General features: G+C 47.1%; 3 protein-coding genes. All 3 read left to right on the top strand.

The features are described 5' to 3' along the window. Positions 1 to 2: 2 nt before the first annotated feature. The 3 genes from ACE04G_RS14755 (at position 3) to ACE04G_RS14765 (ending at position 21042) form a co-directional block, all read left to right on the top strand. The gene (locus ACE04G_RS14755; RefSeq protein WP_449004456.1) at positions 3 to 19235 is read left to right on the top strand and encodes a non-ribosomal peptide synthetase; all 19233 of its coding nucleotides are present in this window, start codon (positions 3 to 5) and stop codon (positions 19233 to 19235) included. Between the two features lie 66 nt (positions 19236 to 19301). After that, complete coding sequence (locus tag ACE04G_RS14760; RefSeq protein WP_221819610.1) at positions 19302 to 20009, top strand: response regulator transcription factor; 708 nt, start codon at positions 19302 to 19304, stop codon at positions 20007 to 20009. Then, positions 20002 to 21042 (top strand): sensor histidine kinase, encoded by a 1041-nt coding sequence (locus ACE04G_RS14765; RefSeq protein WP_260632643.1) that lies wholly within the window; start codon positions 20002 to 20004, stop codon positions 21040 to 21042. The genes ACE04G_RS14760 and ACE04G_RS14765 overlap by 8 nt, the downstream gene beginning before the upstream one ends. Positions 21043 to 21091: the final 49 nt, after the last annotated feature.

Here is a 21091-nt window from a genome sequence, read left to right on the forward strand (position 1 = left end):
CCATGAAGGCAAAAGTCGAGAAAATATACCCATTATCCCCGATGCAAAAAGGAATGCTGTTTCATGCGCTCGAAAATCCGTCTGAAGATGCTTATTTTGAACAAACGGTACTGGATATACGCGGGGAGATTGATCCCGAAATTCTGGAGCAAAGCTTCAATCAGTTGCTTGAACGACATGAAATATTGAGAGCCTCGGTTCATACCAAATTGGAGGAACCCGTTCATGTTGTTCTTGCGAGGCGGACGATCGGGTTTACCTTTCATGATCTGAGGGGCAGGTCAGACGATGAAGTCGCTGCCTTAATGCAAGATTTTATGGAGAAAGATCGTGCAAAAGGGTTTAATTTGTCCAAGGATAACCTGCTTCGAATCGCTCTTGTTTGTAATGGTGAACAGCATTTCCAGATGATCTGGACGTTTCACCATATGATACTGGATGGCTGGAGCATGGGCATTCTCTTCAATGAATTGCTGGATATATATGCTGATAGATCCAATGGCCTACCGTCTAAAATGGCAGATACCCGTCCTTATAGCAATTACATGAAGTGGCTCCAGCAGCAGGAACAGGAATCGGGCCTTGGGTACTGGGAGCATTATCTGTCAGGATACAGTGAGAAGACCGGCTTGCCTTCGATAAACCGATCAACAAGTGAGATTTCGTTCTCCAGAAGAGAGAAGAAAATAGAGTTTTCTCAAGCTCTCACTACAAAAATGAAAGAGATGGCGCAGAAACATGCCGTGACACTCCACACCGTCATTCAAGCGATATGGGGGTTTCTGCTCGCCAAATATAATGATAACGAAGATGCTGTCTTTGGGACCGTTGTATCCGGGAGGGATGCAGCCGTTGATGGCATTGAAAATATGGTTGGTTTGTTTATCAATACCATTCCTACACGTGTTACCTTTTGTGGAGAGCAGCCATTTGTGGAGCTTATGAAAAAGATTCAGTCGGACGCATTGAACAGTCAGGCGTATCAATATTTAAGTCTGGCTGAGGTGCAGGCCCGCACTGAACTCAAACATGATCTGCTTGATCATGTCGTTGTGTTTGAGAATTATGCTCTGGATACGAGGAAGATGGCGGAGAGATCCAATCTGGGTTTTGAAATCAACGAGATCACTGGAGAAGAACGAACCAACTATCCGTTTACGATGGCTGCTGGACTTGGGGAGAAATTGACGCTGCTGCTCATTTATGATGAGCATGTCTATGAGTCGGCTCTGATGGATCAGATTGAGAAGCATATGAAAGCGATTGTCCATCAAATTACATCAGATGAGAGGATTCATATTCAGGATATTACTCTCGTCTTGAACGATGAACTTCCGGTACTTGAGCAGCATTCCATGGGGGTTGTGACTAATTATCCTCAATGGAAAACCATATCCCAGCTTTTTGATGAACAAGTCCAGAAAACGCCTCATGCCACCGCCCTTATTATGGATGACGTGCATATCACCTACCGTGAATTGCAGGGAAAAGCGGATCAAATGGCATCCCGGTTATACGAATTTGGGCTACCCAAGCAGGCAGTGGTAGGACTGCTGGCAGACCGCTCGATAGAGATGATTGCGGGCATACTCGGGATTCTGAAAGCAGGGGCGGCTTATCTTCCCATGGACCCGGGTTGGCCGGAAGAAAGAATAAGTCATATGCTTCAGGATAGCAGGGCTGCGGTGCTCTTGACACAGCCCGAATGTATCAGCCAGGCACCGCTGAATTTTCCAATGTTACCGCTGTATGTGGACTACATGGATCATATGCCTGCGGTCATGGAGATGGCGGCTGCCACACAGGTAATGGAAGTGAAACCTGACAAGGAGAGCCGCATGGATGATCTGGCCTACATGATCTACACGTCTGGCTCTACCGGATTGCCCAAAGGAGTGATGATCTCTCATGCAAATGTCATTCGGGTTGTATGTGAGACGGATTACATCGATATTTGCCCGGAAGACCGGATTTTGCAGCTTTCGAATTATGCGTTTGACGGATCTGTCTTTGATATTTTTGGCGCACTATTGAACGGAGCCAGTCTGGTTCTGCTCAAGCAGGATACGGTTCTGGACACCCAAGCGCTCGCCGAAGTTATCGTTCGTGAGAAAGTCACGGTTTCTTTCATGACGACCGCACTGTTTAATCTGCTTGTTGATCGTGAGCCGGAATGTCTCCGTGGCTTCCGCAAAATATTGTTTGGGGGCGAGCGGGCATCCGTGGTCCAGGCCAGGAAAGGACTGGATATTCTCGGAGCGGATCGCCTGATTCACGTATACGGACCCACAGAAAGCACGGTTTTTGCTACAGCTTATCCCATCAGGTCCATCGAAGCAGCGGTTACCAATCTTCCCATCGGAAAACCAATTGCCAATACTTCGGTCTGGGTTATGGACCGGTACCAGAATCCCGTTCCAGCTGGTATTCCAGGAGAGTTATGTATCTCCGGAGATGGTTTGAGCTTGGGGTATTTGAATAACAAGGAACTAACCGATTCCCGATTCGTTCCACATCCCTTACTTGAGGGAACACGGATGTATCGAACAGGTGATCGGGTACGCCGGCTCCCAAACGGAGATATTGAGTTTCTCGAACGCTTGGACCACCAGGTTAAATTGCGCGGTTACCGCATTGAGCTGGGAGAGATTGAGCATGTTCTGCTGGAGCATGAAGGGATTCGTGAAGGGGTCGTAGTGACGAGAAAAGATGCAGCCGATCAGGACATATTGATTGCATATCTAAAGGCTGATCCAGCGCTGACAATCACTGGAATTGGTACGTATGTATCGGAGCGCCTGCCGGACTACATGGTTCCTTCCTATTTTATCCTGCTCAATGAGCTTCCCTTAACAGGAAATGGGAAGGTTGATCGCAGGGCGCTGCCTGAACCGGCAGAATGCATAGAACATTTGAAGCATGACCAATATGAAGCACCAAGTACGGTGCTGGAGAATCGCATTTGCACCATATGGAAAGAAATTTTGGGAGTGCAGATTGCGGGGGTTCATGATCACTTCTTTGAGTCCGGCGGTCATTCACTCAAAGCGACAGCACTGGCATCACGAATTCACAAAGAGATTCAGGTGATGGTGCCGATCCGACAGCTTTTCCTTGCTCCAACCATCCGAGGTATTGCTAATTACATTGAATCTGCTGCCAAAGAGGACTATCTTTCCATCCAACCGGCCGAATCAAAGCCCTATTATACACTTTCGTCTGCTCAACGCAGACTTCATATGCTGCATCAGATTTCGGATACCGGAACTTCATACAATATGCCTGCAGTGATGAGAGTATCTGGAAAACTGGACGTGGCGCGATTTGAAGAGGCATTCCGGCAATTGGTACAGAGACATGAGTCATTCAGGACGTCCTTTGTCATTGTGGATGGCGAACCCGTCCAACGGATTCATTCACATGTTCCGTTTGCTGTTGAACATATTGAAACAGGAAGCCGATCATTGGAAGAAACGCTTTCGGATCGAATTCGTCCATTTGAGCTGGACAAGGCCCCATTAATGCGGATCGAACTTGTGAAAATCAGTGAACAGGAATATGTAGTCGTGATGGACATGCATCACATTATCGCAGATGGTGTGTCAACGGGGGTACTTGTTCAGGAGTTCCATGAATTGTATGAGGGGAAATCTCTGGCTGAGCTGAAGTTACAGTACAAGGATTATTCGGAGTGGCAAAAGGATTGGTTTAACAGTGAAGGACTCAAGACACAGGAAACCTACTGGCTTAATCGATTCGAGGGAGAAATTCCGGTCCTTCAATTGCCGACAGACTGGCCAAGGCCGCAAGTATATTCTTTTAAAGGAAATCGGGTGCAATTTTCATGTGACGAACAGCTTACACGCGAACTGCATCAATTGGCCAGAGATCATGAAGCGACATTATATATGGTACTGCTGGCGGCGTATACTACTTTACTTTCCAGATATTCAGGACAAGATGACATTGTTGTGGGATCTCCGATTGCGGGGCGCAAACACGCAGATCTCCAGCAGGTGATCGGTATGTTTGTTAATACACTTGCCATGCGGAATTATCCTGTAGCAGAACGGTCCTTTAGTGAGTTCCTTGGAGAAGTGAAGGAAAATGCATTACAGGCTTATGAAAATCAGGATTATCCGCTTGATGAGCTCATCAACAAGCTTCATGTCTCAAGAGACAGAAGCAGAAACGCATTGGTGGATACGATGTTTGTGCTGCAAAATCTGGAGCTTGAGCGTACATCCGGACAACAATGGGGTGATTTACACGTTGAGCCTTATGAGACGGAGCTGCCTATTGCCAAATTTGATCTGACCCTTGCTGCGGTCGAACAGAATGGCCGCATTGAGTTTGAACTGGAATATTGCAGTGACCTGTTCTCCCTTCAAACGGTTGAAAACATGAGCCATCACTTTATTCAATTATTAAAAGGGATATTAAGCCATCCCCACGGCAAGCTGGGTGAGTTTGAAGTTGTATCTGAGGAAGAGAAGCAGATACTACAGCATGTCTATAATGATAACGCCCGCACTTATCCGCTGCACCAGCGGGTATATGATTGGATTGCGCAATATGCTGTACGGACACCTGATCAGGTTGCAGTTGTGCATGACGGCAGAAGCATGACCTATCATGAGCTGAATGAAGCGGCAGACTTACTTGCAGATCGCCTGTGTCAGCGTGGTGTAACCAGAGAAACGGTCGTTGGTATTATGATGGATCGGTCTGTAGAAATGATTGCGGGCATTCTCGGAATTATGAAATCGGGAGGGGCATATTTACCACTGGACCCGTCAACTCCGGTTGAGCGAATCCGGTACATGCTTCAGGATAGCGGAGCAGGACTGGTTGTGACTCAGAGCGATTGGATGGAGCGGCTCCGGGCTGCTGATTCCGAATGTGTACCATTCATTCTGGATGAGGCAGCATTGAAGGATTGGAATGCTGCGGCATCGCTTCAGATTCCGCCTGCGGCTGATTCGGCAGCGATGACAGCAAGTCCTGACGATTTGGCATATATCATCTACACATCAGGCTCCACAGGTCTGCCAAAGGGGGTACAGGTTGAGCATAACGCCTTAACCAACTTCTGTTGTGGATATATAGATGCTTTACAGTTAACAGAGAGAGACCGGGTGGCAAACTATCTCCAAATGACCTTTGACGCTTCGATTAGTGAAATTTTCCCTGCACTAATGTCAGGGGCTACACTTCATATCATTCCGACCGAGCTGAGATTGGATATATCGAGGCTAAATGAATACTTATCGGAGTATGGAATAACGGCTGCAACGTTCTCTTCCAAAGTATGTGAATCATTTGTTGAACTGCCAAATTCCTCTTTGCGTTTGCTAGTTTCGGGGGGAGAGCAGCTTAAACTTCATGCCCTTCCGAATTACAGGCTGATCAATGCATACGGGCCAACGGAAAATACGGTGGTTACCACTCTGCATGAAGTTGATTCCATAGACGGTGTCATTCCTATAGGGAAACCTTTCACGAATACAAGAATTTTTATTCTGAATGATCATCTTCAATTCTGTCCGACAGGTGTGACTGGGGAGATGTACATTACCGGTCAAAGTCTGGCACGGGGTTATTTAAATAATCCAGAACTGACAGCCGAGAAATTTGTAGACAACCCGCATGAGCCCGGCGGCAAAATGTACCGGACAGGTGATCTGGTACGCTGGCTGCCTGGTGGCAACCTGCAATTTATGGGGCGTACCGATCAACAGGTGAAAATCCGTGGATACCGGATTGAGCTTGGCGAGATCGAGCAACAACTGCTGAAACATCCGGCCATCCGGGAAACAGCGGTTCTGGCTCATCAGGACCCGCAGGGAAATGGGGCGCTGTGCGCCTATGTTGTAGCCGAAGGTGAAACAGTGTGGACAGCTGCTACTGTTCGGGACTGGCTGGAAGCGGAACTGCCGGATTATATGATCCCGGCCTATGTGGTGCAGCTGGAGCAGCTGCCGCTGACGTCCCATGGCAAGCTGGACCGCAAGGCGTTGCCAGAGCCGGACCACCATCTGCCTGCCGGGCCGGAGACGGAAGCACCGCGCAGCGAGGTGGAGCGCATACTGGTGGACGTTTGGCGTGATGTACTGAATATGGAGGAGCTGGGCATCAATCACCAGTTCTTTGTCTCCGGGGGGGACTCCATCAAGGCACTCCAGATCGGATCACGTCTGGCTCGGGCGGGGCTGCGGATGGAGGTTCGGGATTTGTTTGCCTATCCGAAGATTCGGGATCTCTCCCCATATGTGAAATGGGATCAGCGTGAGCGTCGGAGCCAGGAGCCTGTGGAAGGGGAAGTGCAGCTGACCCCGATTCAGCAGTGGTTTTTTGCGAACAATACAGCGGAACGAAACCACTTCACCCAGTCCTTTATGCTGCACCGGGCGGCCGGATTCAAGCTAGGCGTGCTGGAACAGGTGCTGGACCGATTGCTGGAGCATCATGATGCGCTGCGGATGAGGTATGAGGTGCAAGCGGATGGCAGCATCCGCCAAATCAACTGTCCAGCGCACACGGGAGAGCGGATGTATACCCTGCATCGGTTTGATATCCGGGGCTGGGATGAACCGGAGCGTCAGGTCTATGAGGCGGCTACCCGGGTGCAGCAGGCATGTAACCTGGAAGAGGGCAAGCTGGTGCAGGTCGGGTGGTTTGAAGCCGAGGACGGTGACCATCTGCTGCTGGCGATTCATCACCTGGTCGTGGACGGGGTATCCTGGCGAATCCTGTTGGAGGATATGGAAGTGCTGTATCAGCAGGCGGAGCGGGGAGAAGCGCTGGATGCGGACGAGAAGACGGACTCTTACCAACGCTTCGCAGAAGCCGTGCAGGAGTACGCGAACAGCCCACAGGCTACGAAGGAGCGAGCCTACTGGAGCAGGCTTGCCGCGGAGGGAGCTGGACTGAACCTGGGAGAACGGGAGGAAGCGGCAGGGCCGGATCGATTTGCGGACAGCCAAACCCTGCAAAGCACTCTGAGTGCGGAAGTCACCCAGCAGTTGCTGCGTGGGAGCAACCGGGCTTACCAGACGGAGATCAATGATCTGCTGCTCAGTGCGCTGTACCTTGCGGTGCGGAAGCTGACAGGCGAGCTGAAGCTGAAAGTGAACCTGGAAGGCCATGGCCGGGAAAATGTGCTGGAGGGGATCGATGTCAGTCGCACCGTGGGCTGGTTTACGACGCTGTACCCGGTTCTGTTGGAGGGAGAAGCGGAGGACGAACTTTCGACCACCATCAAACGGGTGAAAGAGGGATTAAGGAAGGTACCGCATAAAGGCTTTAGCTATGGAGCGCTGAAATATGTGGCCCGGATGCCAGAGCTGCAGACGGAGCGTCCAGCATCCATTTCGTTTAACTATCTCGGTGAAATGGACGGAGGCATGATTGGGGAAGCCATGTTCCGGGAGTCCCGTTTCTCCACGGGACAAACGATTGGTAGCCATATCGCCCGAAATAACCCGATTGAACTGAACACCTTCGTATCTGGTGGGAAGTTACATCTCAACGTAACAGCAAACCAAACTGCGGTGGACATGCCGCTTGTAAGTCGATTTGCAGAGACGTTTTTGGAGCAATTAACGGAAATTGTAGACCATTGCTTATGTCAGCGTGAAACGACATATACGCCTTCCGACTATGGTGATCCAAGTCTGGCACTGGAGGAGCTGGATCTTATCAGATCTGCCTGTCCGGGCGTGATCATTGAACGGATTTATCCGTTAACCAATATGCAGCAAGGCATGCTCTTTCACGCAATGGAAGATGAGACATCAGCTGCGTATTTTCAGCAAACGGTCATGGAGATTCGCGGGGAAGTGAACCCGGATTACTTGCAATCCAGTTTCAATGAGCTCATGAACAGACATGAGGCATTGAGAGCTTCATTTATGCATCATGATTTGGAAGAACCGAGACAGGTCATTATGCAAAACCTCACCATTGAATTTGAATTTCAAGACTGGACAGCTTTGGAAGCACATCATTCAGCAGCTCAGTTGGAAACTTTTACTCAGCAGGATAAGGCTCGCAGTTTCCGTTTGGATACACAGCCACTTATGCGTGCAGCTCTTTTTCGCACCACAGATCAATCCTACACCCTTGTATGGAGCCATCATCATATTTTGCTGGATGGATGGTGTCTGGGAATTATATTATCGGAGCTGTTCCAGATCTATAAGGCCAAACTTGAGAATAAGGCGCACAACCTGAAGGACCCGAAACGATATCATCATTACATTGAATGGCTCATTCGTCAGGACAAGGATGAGGCCCAAGCATATTGGAGACGTTATCTAGAAAATTATGATACGCAGTCGAGTGTTCCAGGGTTACTTCTTACAGAGCATGATGTTCCATATTTGCGAAAAGAACAGATGATATCTTTGGGTCAGGAGGTAACCCATCAATTAAATGAAATAGGTGTTCGTTATGGTGTGACGTTGAATACCGTCATTCAATGTATCTGGGGTCTGGTGCTGGCCAGATACAATGATACGGAGGACGTCATATTTGGAACCGTAGTCTCTGGCAGAGAAGCGCCAGTTGAAGGCATAGAAGAGATGATAGGGTTGTTCATCAATACGATTCCTGTTCGGATTGGTTATCCGCATCAAAAGCATTTTGGCGATGTACTTCAGGCCGTTCAGAAACAAGCCGTTGAAAGTCAGCGATTCAATTATTTGAATCTGGCTGAGGTTCAGGCATTGAGTGATCTCAACAAGGAATTAATGGATCACGTCTTTGTATTTGAGAACTATGCCCTGGATCATGGAGCTGTTCATCAATCCAGCACGGGGGTTGGTTTTGAAATCACCGGACTGCATGCGGAGGAACAGAGCAACTACGGATTCCTGATTTCGGCAACACCTGGTGACAGCCTGACCCTTGTGATTACGTATGATGGTAATAAATATGATTCATCCATTATCGAGCATATGGATCAACATTTTAGGAGTGTGGCAGAACAAGTTACTTCAGCTGATCATCAGCAGCTTGCTGACATTCAACTTGTAGGTGGTGCAGAGCGTGAGGTGCTTCTGAATTCTTTCAATAACTCTGATGCGGATTACCCGCGAAATATGACCATTCATGAGCTGTTCCAGCAGCAAGTTAGACGTACGCCTGATCGAATTGCTGTCCGGGATGAGCATCGTCACATGACGTACATGGAGCTGAATAAGCGTTCCAATCAACTGGCCCGTACGTTGTTATCTCTTACAGGAGGAACAGAGCAATTTATTGGAATTATGGCGGATCGGTCAGTCGATATGATCGTTGGTATCATGGCAGTGTTAAAAGCGGGAGCTGCATATATACCTGTTGATCCCACCTATCCCGATGACCGTATTAGCTATATGCTGGAGGATTCGGGCATCCACCTGCTGATGGTCTCTGAAAAAGGAATGGATCGCGGACTTCACCGGGGTTTATGCGTTGTATTGGAGGAAGAGAACTCGTATCACCTGAATGCAGGAAATCTGGAGACATCCGTTCAATCCCATGACCTCGCCTATGTCATTTATACCTCAGGTACAACCGGGAATCCGAAGGGAACATTGATTGAACATAAAAATGTCGTGCGTTTGTTGATCAATGACCGTAATTGTTTTGATTTCAGCGAGAACGATGTATGGACGATGTTCCATTCCTTCTGTTTTGATTTCTCGGTGTGGGAGATGTATGGAGCGCTGTTGTACGGGGGGACATTACTTATTGTTCCACATCTGGTCGCCCAACAGCCTGGAGAATTCCTGCAATGGTTAATCCGTGAAAAGGTAACTATTCTGAATCAGACGCCATCTTACTTCTACCGATTGATGCATGAGGAGGCAAAACGTCCGAGGAAGGAATTGAGTTTGCGAAAAGTCATTTTTGGTGGAGAAGCGTTAAGTCCGTCTTTATTGGCAAAATGGTACAAGCGTTATCCGTCTACAAAGTTAATTAATATGTACGGCATTACAGAGACTACGGTTCATGTTACCTACAAGGAGATTACGTTGTCTGATATAGAAATGGGCAGAAGTAATATAGGTCAGCCCATCCCTACACTCAGGGCATATGTACTGAACCAGTATCGTCAATTGCAGCCTGTAGGATGTGCAGGTGAGCTATATGTTGCAGGAGAAGGGCTAGCCAGAGGATACCTCAATCGATCCAGTCTTACGGAAGAACGATTTGTCGAAGATCCGTTCTATCCTGGTGAGAAAATGTATCGTTCAGGCGACTTGGCCAGATGGCGTGCAGATGGCAACATGGAGTACTTGGGCCGGATGGATCATCAGGTCAAAATTCGGGGATATCGAATTGAATTGGGTGAAATCGAACATCAATTGCTTCAGCTTTATATCGTAAAGGATGCATTCGTTGTAGCCAGGGCGGATGAAGAGCATACACAATTTATATGTGCATATATCACCCTGAACGAGGTAGCAGATGGTGCGGTTACGCAACAGATCAGACAACAGCTGTCTCTGCAATTGCCGGATTATATGATGCCCGCCTACATTGTGAAGATGGATCAATTGCCACTAACCTCCAACGGGAAAGTGGATCGCAAAGCGCTGCCAGCCCCGGAAGCGGGCATGTCTGCACTTAGGGGTTATGAAGCTCCGGGTAGCAGGATGGAAGCGGAATTGCTTGCACTCTGGCATCAGCTTCTAAATAATGACCGTATTGGCGTAAACCACAATTTCTTTGAAGTGGGAGGACACTCGCTGAAGGCTTCGGCTCTCGTATCTCGTGTCCACAAGGCATTCGGTGTGGCCGTACCATTGAGACAAGTATTTGCAACGCCAACGGTCAGAGCCTTGTCCCAGTGGATTGAGTCTGCTCGTTCCAGCAGCTATGAGACCATAACCAAAGCGGAAACCAAGGAGTTCTACCCGCTCTCGTCCGCACAAAAAAGACTTTTTATTATGCATCAGCTGGAAGATTCGAGCCTGGCCTACAATATGCCTTATGCTATGAAAATATCTGGCAATCTGGATGTACGCCAATTGGAAAGAGCTTTTCAGGATCTGATCAAGCGTCATGAATCGTTCAGGACCTCCTTCCATATGGTTGATGGACAGCCTGTTCAACGAATTGATCAACAGGTGGAATTCAGGATCACCTCTCGCAAGCTGGATGAACAGACTTTAGAAGCGTGGCAGGCGGGATTTGTACGTCCATTCAATCTGACTAAGGCTCCGTTGCTGCGGGTTGAACTTGTGCAGATGGGGCCTGCGGAATACAGTCTGATTATGGATATGCATCACATTATTGCGGACGGTGTATCCATGGGCGTTTTGACCAGGGAGCTGAGCGCCCTGTATGAAGGACAAACGCTTGAACCACTACAATTGCAATACAGGGATTATGCCGAGTGGCAAGCACTGTCCAGAACAACGGATGTGATTCAGGCACAGAAGGACTACTGGCTAAGGGCCTATCAAGAAGAAGTCCCGCTACTGGATATGCCAATCGATTATGCAAGACCACAACACCGCAATTATGAAGGTGAACTGTTCCCATTCGAGTTATCTGAGGGTGTGTCGCAACGGTTGTCTCAATTGGCTCATCGAGAGAGCGTAACCTTATTTATGCTTCTCCTTGCTGGCTATACAGCACTGTTACATCGATACACCGGGCAAGAAGATATCATCGTGGGGACACCGGTAGCAGGTAATTCACAGCCGGAGCTGCAAAATGTAATCGGTTTGTTCATTAATACACTGGCACTTCGGAATCGTCCGGTAGGCACGTTTACGTTCAAGGAGTATCTGAACAAGATCAAGGAGAATACACTTCAAGCCTATGAAAACCAGGATTATGCATTTGATGAACTGGTTGAACAGCTTGCCTTGACAAGAGATATGAGCAGAAGTGCCTTGTTCGATACGATGCTGGTATTCCAGAATTATGACAGTGAGGAGCTTGCAATCGAGGGTGTGCAATTCAGTTCACTTCCTCCAAGTAACATCCGATCCAAATTTGATCTCACCTTAACCGCAATGGAAGCTGAGGGCCGGATCAAATGTGTGTTTACGTACTCTACGGAGTTGTTTAAGCCTGAAACAATAAAGCGTATGGCAGGCCACTTGACTGAATTGTTGGATAATATCAGTAATGATGCCACGTTGCGGTTGCAGGATATTCAATTCATCCCATCAGAAGAGACAAAGTCCATTATGCAGCTATCCTGTGGTCAGCCTGTGCAATACAGAACAGATGCAGCCCTGATCGAACTATTTGAGGAGCAAGTAAGGAAGTCATCCGGGCAACGGGCAGTGGTGTCAGGGGAAAACGAATTATCTTACGAAGAGTTGAATCGCAGAGCTAATCAACTGGCTCGCTCGCTGAGATCAAGAGGTGCTGCACCGAATTCGGTTATCGCAGTAAGCATGAATCCATCTGTGGACTTGATTATAAGCATGCTGGCCGTTCTTAAAACGGGAGCCATCTATTTACCGATTGATCCTGAGCAGACTGTGAACAGGACCAATGTTATTTTGAATGATAGCCAGGCTATCCTTGTGTTGACGGATCATCCGTTGTCCAAGGAGTTATCTTTCAGTGGGGATGTGTGTCAGGTTAACGACAGCAGTATCGAAAGCTTTGACTACACGGATCTATCTCTGCCGATTTCGCCTGAACAGCAGGTCTATATGATCTATACTTCAGGTTCAACAGGTACTCCGAAAGGGGTAATGGTTCGCAACCGAAATATTGTTAATTACACACAATGGTTCATCCGTGAAGCGGGAGTTTCTGCGGCAGATCGAACGATGCTGATGTCTTCCAGTGCTTTTGATCTTGGATACACAGGTGTATTTTCATCCTTGTTGCAAGGCGGTGAGCTTCACGTTCCAAGCAAGGAAGACTACACCAATCCGGCTAGAGTATTACAAATGCTGACTCAACAGCGTATCACTTTCATCAAACTGACCCCTTCATTATTCAATCTGCTGCTCCATGATGCTGCATTTGCAGAATGGCAGCCTGTGCTGAGGCTGGTTGTGCTTGGTGGGGAGAAGACAAATACAACGGATGTGGAAAAGTACCTTCAAGAGTTTCCAAACAGCCGGATCATGAATCATTATGGTCCAACTGAAACGACGATTGGTGTAGTTTTTCATAACATATCGTCTGTGAATGTTCGTTCCTTTATAGATCATCCGGTTATTGGCAGACCGATTGATAACACTGTGGTATACGTGCTAGATAAGCATAACCATCTGGTGCCCCGGGGGGTATTCGGTGAAATTTGTGTTTCGGGTGAAGCAGTGTCCAGCGGGTATTTCAATCAGGTTGAAATGACCCGGGAGAAGTTTGTTGAAGATCCATTCCAGCCGGGGCAGATCATGTACAAAACAGGAGATCTTGCCCGTTGGACACATGATGATGAGCTGGAACTGGCAGGTCGGAAGGATAATCAGGTGAAAGTGCGTGGTTATCGGATTGAGCTGGATGAAATCAAAAAACAAATGCTGCTTCTGGAAGGTGTACGGGAGGCCGTTATCGTACCTGGAGCAAACCAGGAACAGGCTACCGTGCTCTGTGCCTATTTCACCGCAAACAGATCGATACCATTGGACGAAATTCGCGTTCATCTAGGTGTCGAATTGCCTGAATATATGATTCCTACGCATTTTATGCAATTGGATACCCTGCCGCTGACCGGCAATGGGAAATTGGATGTACGTGCACTTCCCGAACCGGATGCAAGCATGGGTGGAGAGATGGTCTATGAGCCCCCGAGAAACGAGGCAGAGAGCCTGCTCGTTTCCATCTGGGAAGAGGTGCTTGGCTTCAAGCCAATCGGCATCAACCATCACTTCTTTGCTTCCGGTGGTGATTCCATCAAAGCATTGCAAATTATATCCAGACTGTCCAGAGCTGGCAAAAAGCTTACCATGAAAGAGCTATTTGCTAATCCACAGATCAAGCTGCTGGGGCGTTATGTTAGAGAAGATTCCCATGTAGACCGGATGAAGCAGCGTGTGACGGGTCCGGTTGATCTTACACCCATCCAGAAGTCTTATTTCTTGCAGCATCAACGTACAGGAATGAACCACTTTAATCAGTCCTTGATGTTGTACCGCGAGGAGGGATTCAATCCAGAGATAGTCCGGCAGATCATGGAAGGGTTAATGATGCATCACGATGTCTTGCGGATGTCCTATCGTGAGGAACAAGGTAAGGTGGTGCAGACCCATCTCGATTATGAAGCAGGTCTTTTCCAGTTGGACGTACAGGACATGAACGGTCTTGATGAGCAGGAACTGTACACAAGGGTGCAGCAGGCAGCCTCCAAGATACAGGAATCCATCGAAATTTTCGAGGGACCTCTGGTGCGAGCCGTCATTTTCAGGACCGATCAGGGAGATCATCTGGTCATTGTAATCCATCATATACTGATTGATGGGGTATCTTGGAAAATTCTGTTGGAAGACTTGGCCATAGGATACCAGCAGCTTCTGGAAGGACAAGATCTTTCTTTTTATCCGGTTACAGATTCGTACCCCTTCTATGCAGCTTTCCTGAGTGACTATGCGAAGGGAGGTCGTCTCGCCAAGGAGCGTGCGTATTGGATCAAGACGGATCAAGAAGAAGCCGGCTTTCTTCCTCGGAATGAAGTTCATCTGAACGAATATCGATACGGAGACAATCGAATGAGCAGCGTATCGCTGGACCGAGAGATGACAACTCAGCTTTTGAGAGAGACAAACCAGGCCTACTATACTGAAATTAATGACATTCTGCTGGCTGCTCTAGCTCTCTCCATCAAGGAATGTGCAGGAGCGAGCAAAGTTAAGGTAACGATGGAAGGTCACGGTCGTGAGCTTATGGGAGACGAATTGGATATCAGTCGTACGGTTGGCTGGTTTACAAGCAAATATCCAGTATGTATCGATCTCGGGAATGAGGAAGGGATTGGTACAACGATCAAGGAGGTAAAAGAGCAGCTAAGAAGGGTTCCAGCGAAAGGAATTGGTTACGGAATATTGAAATATATGACTACTGAATTGCCAAAGTTGAAAGAGCAGACACCACTCCTGTTGTTTAATTATTTGGGACAAATGGATCAGGATATCAACAGTGGTCTGTTTCGTTCGTCCTGGTTGCCAGCGGGCAATTCGGTTGGTGATGATGTCATTCGTGCCAATCCAATGGAAGTTATTGCCTATGTGGCTGAAGGTCAATTGATGATTAACATCACCTATAACCACAAGTTGTTTGATAACTCCATCGTAGAGAACTTTGCGACATCCTACCAAAAAATGCTCCAGTTGATCATTGAACATTGTGTGCAGCAACAGCAGGCCGAAAAAACGCCATCCGATTATGGAGATCCATATGTAACACTGCAAAATTTGAAAGTGATTACGCAAAAGTTCGGCCCAGATCGAATTGAAAAAATATATCCTTTGGCCAACATGCAGCGAGGTATGCTGTACCATGCACTTGAGAATCGCGGAGACAGGGTTTATTTTGAGCAGTTGATCATGAACATCAGAGGAAATCTTGACATTGACCGGCTTCAGGAGAGTCTGAACCTGTTGATGCAACGTCACGAAATGCTTCGTGCGTCCATTGAGTACCAAGTTACAGAAGAGCCGCGGAATATTATTTGTCAAAAACGAGAAGTTGCTTTTGTATACCGGGATCTTCGAGGTTTGCCAGAACAGGACAGAGGCGCTCGTGTATTGTCAATTGCTAGGGAGGACAAAAGAAAAGGCTTTGATCTTGGAAAAGATACACTGGTTCGATTTGAATTGTTGCAGACCAATGAGGAGCAATACTCGTTAATCTGGAGTAACCATCATATCTTGCTTGATGGCTGGGCAAGAGGCATCATTCTTGCAGAGCTGGTCCATCTCTATGAATGCAAACGTACTGGGAAAAACATTCAGCTCCACGAGCCTGTACCTTACAGTGAATATGTGGAATGGTTGCAGGCGTTGAACAAGGATGAAGCCATCTCGTACTGGAAGAATGTTCTGGGCGGATATGAGAACAAGGTTCAGTTGCCAGCAGGAATTTCTCGTTCATTGAACGATGGGGTCACTCCACAGGAGCATCAATTCCGCATTTCCAGACAGCTCACGAAGCAAATGAATGACCTTGCCAACCGGAACCATGTCACATTTTATACGGTTATGCAGTGTGTCTGGGGAATCATGCTTGCCAAGTACAACGATACTTCGGATGTCGTATTTGGAACGGTGGTATCCGGGAGAGAAGCGCAGGTAAGAGGGATCGAAAACATGGTTGGTTTATTTATCAACACCATTCCTGCACGGATTCAATGGGATGAGGGACATACCTTCAAACAACTGGTTGGAGATATGCAGGCCTTATCGATTGAAGGGAGTCAGCATCACCATCTGGGTCTGGCTGAAATTGCGTCTTTGAGCAGTCTAAAAAGAGATTTGATCGATCATATTATGGTTTTTGAAAATTACTCGGTGGATTCAAGTCTCGTTGAACAAGGCTCGAATGATATTGGGTTTGTCATTGAGGACGTCCATAGTCAGGAACAGACGAATTATGGATTCAATCTCATTGCAATACCTGGTGAAGAGCTTGTAATCAAGTTTGCTTATGATTCGGGCAAATATGATGAAGCCCTGATGAAAGTCATGGAAGACCATATGCTTACGCTGTTGAATCAAATCGTGACAGATGAAAACTTGCGGGTTGATGAGATTCAAATCATGACCAAACAAGAGCAAATCATCCTGTTGGATCAGTACAACGATACCGCATCAGCCTATCCAAAGGGCAAAATGATGCATCAGTTGGTCAGTGAACAAGTCCTCAAAACCCCTGAACATGTCGCCGTAGCGTTGGGCTCAGATGTGCTGACCTACAGACAGCTTGAAATAAAATCGAATCAGTTGGCAAGACATTTAAAGGCTATCCATGTTGGTCCAGGTTCCATGGTTGGTATTATGGTTGAACGCTCACCCGAGATGATTGTTGGCATTCTGGCTATTATGAAGGCGGGCGGAGCGTATGTGCCCATTGACCCGGAATATCCCGCAGAACGAATTACATTTATTCTGGAGGATAGCGGTTCACCGATCATATTGGAAATGGGAGAAGGCCATACCGGGTCGGGCAGAACATCCGTAGCGATTGATGCGGATTATAGCCATTATTCAGCAGAACCATTGGAGCAGCATGCTGGACCAGAGGATGTAGCGTATATGATCTATACCTCAGGATCGACCGGGAAACCAAAAGGCACAATGATTCCGCACAGCGGTCTGATCAACTATATTTTCTGGGCGAAGGACGTTTATTTGCAGAATCGGGAGCTTGATTTTGCCCTGTACTCCTCGTTTGCGTTTGATTTGACGATCACTTCGATCTTTACACCGTTGGTTACTGGAAATAAAATAGTGGTATATCCAACCAGCGGAGATGAACCGGTGATCCTGAATGTATTCAGGGATCGGCAAGCAGGCGTGGTTAAATTGACACCATCACATCTGAATCTGATTAAGGATATGGACAACACTCGATCTAGTATCAAGTGCCTGATTGTAGGCGGTGAGGACCTGAAATCGGAATTGGCTCGGGAAGTATATGAGAGTTTTGGAGGCAAGGTTCAGATCTTTAATGAATACGGGCCAACGGAAACGGTTGTAGGCTGCATGATCCATCCGTACAATCCCGAGACGGACACGAGAATCTCAGTACCTATTGGGAAACCTGCTGCAAATGTGCAGTTATATGTGCTGAATAAACATCAGCAACTGCTTCCGGCTGGTTCGCCAGGGGAACTATACATTGGAGGTGACGGAGTATCCCGAGGATACTTCGGACGTCCGGAACTAACGATGCAGAAGTTTGTACCCAATCCGTTCAAAGAAGGGACTACCCTATACCGGACAGGTGATCTGGTGCAATGGTTGCCAAATGGAGACATGGAGTTCCTCGGTCGAATTGATCATCAGGTGAAAATTAGAGGCTACCGTATTGAGCCGGGAGAAATTGAGTATCGTTTGCTGCAACAACCGGAAGTTAAGGATGCAATTGTGACCTCGCGGCAAGATGATGCTCAGCAAAGCTATCTCTGTGCGTACATCGTACCTGTGGACCTGAGTAAAAAGATGGACATCGTTCAACTGAAACAGGGATTGCTTGACGAGCTTCCTGCATATATGATACCTGCATTCTTTGTTGTGATGGATCAGCTTCCATTGACGGTGAACGGAAAAGTGGACTTGAAGGCATTGCCTGAGCCCGAGGGCAGTGTGACAGCTCTGCAATCCTACACACCACCGGAAACGGAACTGGAACGACACATGACAGATATTTGGGAGGACGTTCTTCCAGTGAAGCCGATTAGCATACATGCAAATCTGTTTGAGCTGGGTGCGAATTCGTTAAATGTGATGTCTTTTGTATCCCGATTGTACAGTCTGTTGAATTTTAGAATCCCGTTTAAGGATATTTTTGAAAAACCGACCATTGCTGATCTGGCGGCCTTTGTTGAGAAAGCCAAAGATCTGCTGGAGGACTACACCGAAGATTGCATGCAGCTAACCCGGACAAGTGAGGAAAATCGGATCGTTTTCTGTTTTCCTCCCGCTGCTTCCATGGGGATTGCCTACATGACACTTGCTCAGCATCTGGACTCGTTCGGAGTTTACAGCTTTAATTTCATCACTTCAGAAGATCGGATTGCTCGTTACGCTCAAATGATGATTGATATTCAAAAGGAGGGCCCATTCACGCTGATGGGTTACTCCTCGGGTGGAGTGCTGGCCTTCGATGTAGCCAAAGAGCTTAACCGCAGAGGATATGAAGTGCGTGACCTGATTATACTGGACTCAAAATACCGAACAGAAGTGGAAGAGCATCGTCTGACTGAAGAAGAGATTAGGCAGGAGATTCAGCAAAAGTTCAACATGAGTCAATATCAGGACCTTGAGAAATTGGCGAATGACTATTTGCTGGAGCTGATTACGAAGTCTTACCTGTATGTTCATGAAGCCATAACCTTTGGTACGATTGATGGTAACATCAGTTATGTGACTTCAGGACTTTTGGATGCCAATGCTTCGATTGCATTGTGGGCCCAATCCACCACAGGACAATTCAGACAAGTGAAAGGTTACGGCAAACATATGGAGATGATTGACAAAAATTATCCGGAGATTGTGAAACAGAATGCAACGCTCATCAACGAACTCTTGCTGACAAGCACTAAATAATATTTCAAGGTTGGCGTTTCGTGAGTCAGAAACGCCAACCTTTTTTTTAGAAAGAAGGTTGAAATCATGCAAAATATTCGTGTACTCATTGCTGATGACGATAAGGAGATTCGAGACCTGATCCGAAAATACCTGGAGCGGGAGATGTATACCGTAGATACTGCCGCAGATGGTGAACAAGCGCTGCAGCTGTTTCAACAGCACAAATATAATATGGTCATTCTTGACCTGATGATGCCTCAGATGGACGGTACGGAGGCTTGTCGAAGAATTCGCAGTATCAGTAATGTACCCATCATGATGGTGACAGCCAAAGACCACGAAACAGATAAAATTATAGGTCTTGGCATCGGTGCAGATGATTACATTACCAAACCATTTAGCATTCATGAACTGGTTGCTAGAATTAAGGCACTCATGCGTAGATTTATGGTTCTTGGGACGGAGGTTCCTGACCATAGTGAGGTCATTCGCTTCAAAGGATTGATGATGAATTTGAAAACATACACAGTTGATGTCCAGGGAAAAGAGACCGATCTGACTGGCAAAGAAACGGAATTGCTCAAATTTATGATGTCCAATCCTGGCCAGGTGTTCACCAAAGCCCAATTATTCAGGAATGTATGGGATAATGGGTATTTGGATGATGACAATACCGTCATGGTACATATCCGAAAGCTACGAATGAAGATTGAATCCGATCCTTCGAATCCACAGTTTATAAAAACCGTTTGGGGTATCGGTTATAAATTTGTAGGTGAACGGGATGAATAGAGATGCCATCTTGATTTTATCCGGTCTACAGTTGATCATCGGAGCTGGGGCTCTTGCTCTGGAATACTACACGAGCTTGACGCATGGTTCACGAATGTGGTTGTTTGCAGCGTTTGTTTTCACCAGCATCTGGGTACTCGTTAATCAATATCAGATTCGAAGCAAGCAGCAATCGATTGCTTCTGAACTGCATCGGGCGGTCAATGGAGAAGGAAAAAGAAGAATATTAAGCAAAGGGAATGTACTGCTGGATGAGATCGTTTTTGCAGCAAATGACCTGATGGAGCAGCTTGAAGGCGTAAAGATCGAGGCCCAGCGCTCTCAGGCAGTAAGAAAGAGTCTGCTTTCCAGCATTTCTCATGATATTCGCACACCTCTGACTTCGATGATTGGTTATGTGGATGCGCTCAAGGATGACATTGCTTCTACAGAAGAAGAGAGAAGAGACTATATGGATATTTTGTCGCGAAAATCGAAGGACTTGAAAAAAATGATAGATGAGATGTTCACCATGGCCAAACTGGATGCAGACGAGATGCCCATGCAGGCTGAGCCGTTGGATCTGGCCGAATTGACCAGGGAGATTTTGATTGAATTTATACCCAGTCTCAAAAAAGCAGAAATGGATCTAAAGATTCAGATCCCGGATTATCCTTGTTTCGTTATGGCAGACAGGTTGAGTATCAATCGCCTCATCAGTAATCTGATTCAAAATTCTATCCAGTATGGACATGAAGGGGGCGTTCTGGGAATTGAGATAACATGTTATCATCTTAATTTCCAATTAACCGTATGGGATCAGGGACCAGGGATATCAGAGAAAGAGCTAAATCTAGTGTTTGAACGTATGTATCGCAGTGACCACTCACGTAGCCCTGTCTTTGGGGCAAGCGGGCTTGGGCTTTCAATTGCCCGGACATTGGCTGAGAAAAATGAGGGGTATTTGAAGGCAGAGAGCAAACCTGGCGTGAAAACATCCTTTATATTCACAATCCCCAAGTATAAGCGGCTGTCAAAGTCACAGCACAATTAAGAGATAGTTAAGATTTGGATAAGCGCTATTTAAAATCTGAAACCTAGAA

The sequence above is a fragment of the Paenibacillus sp. AGC31 genome, from assembly GCF_057334655.1.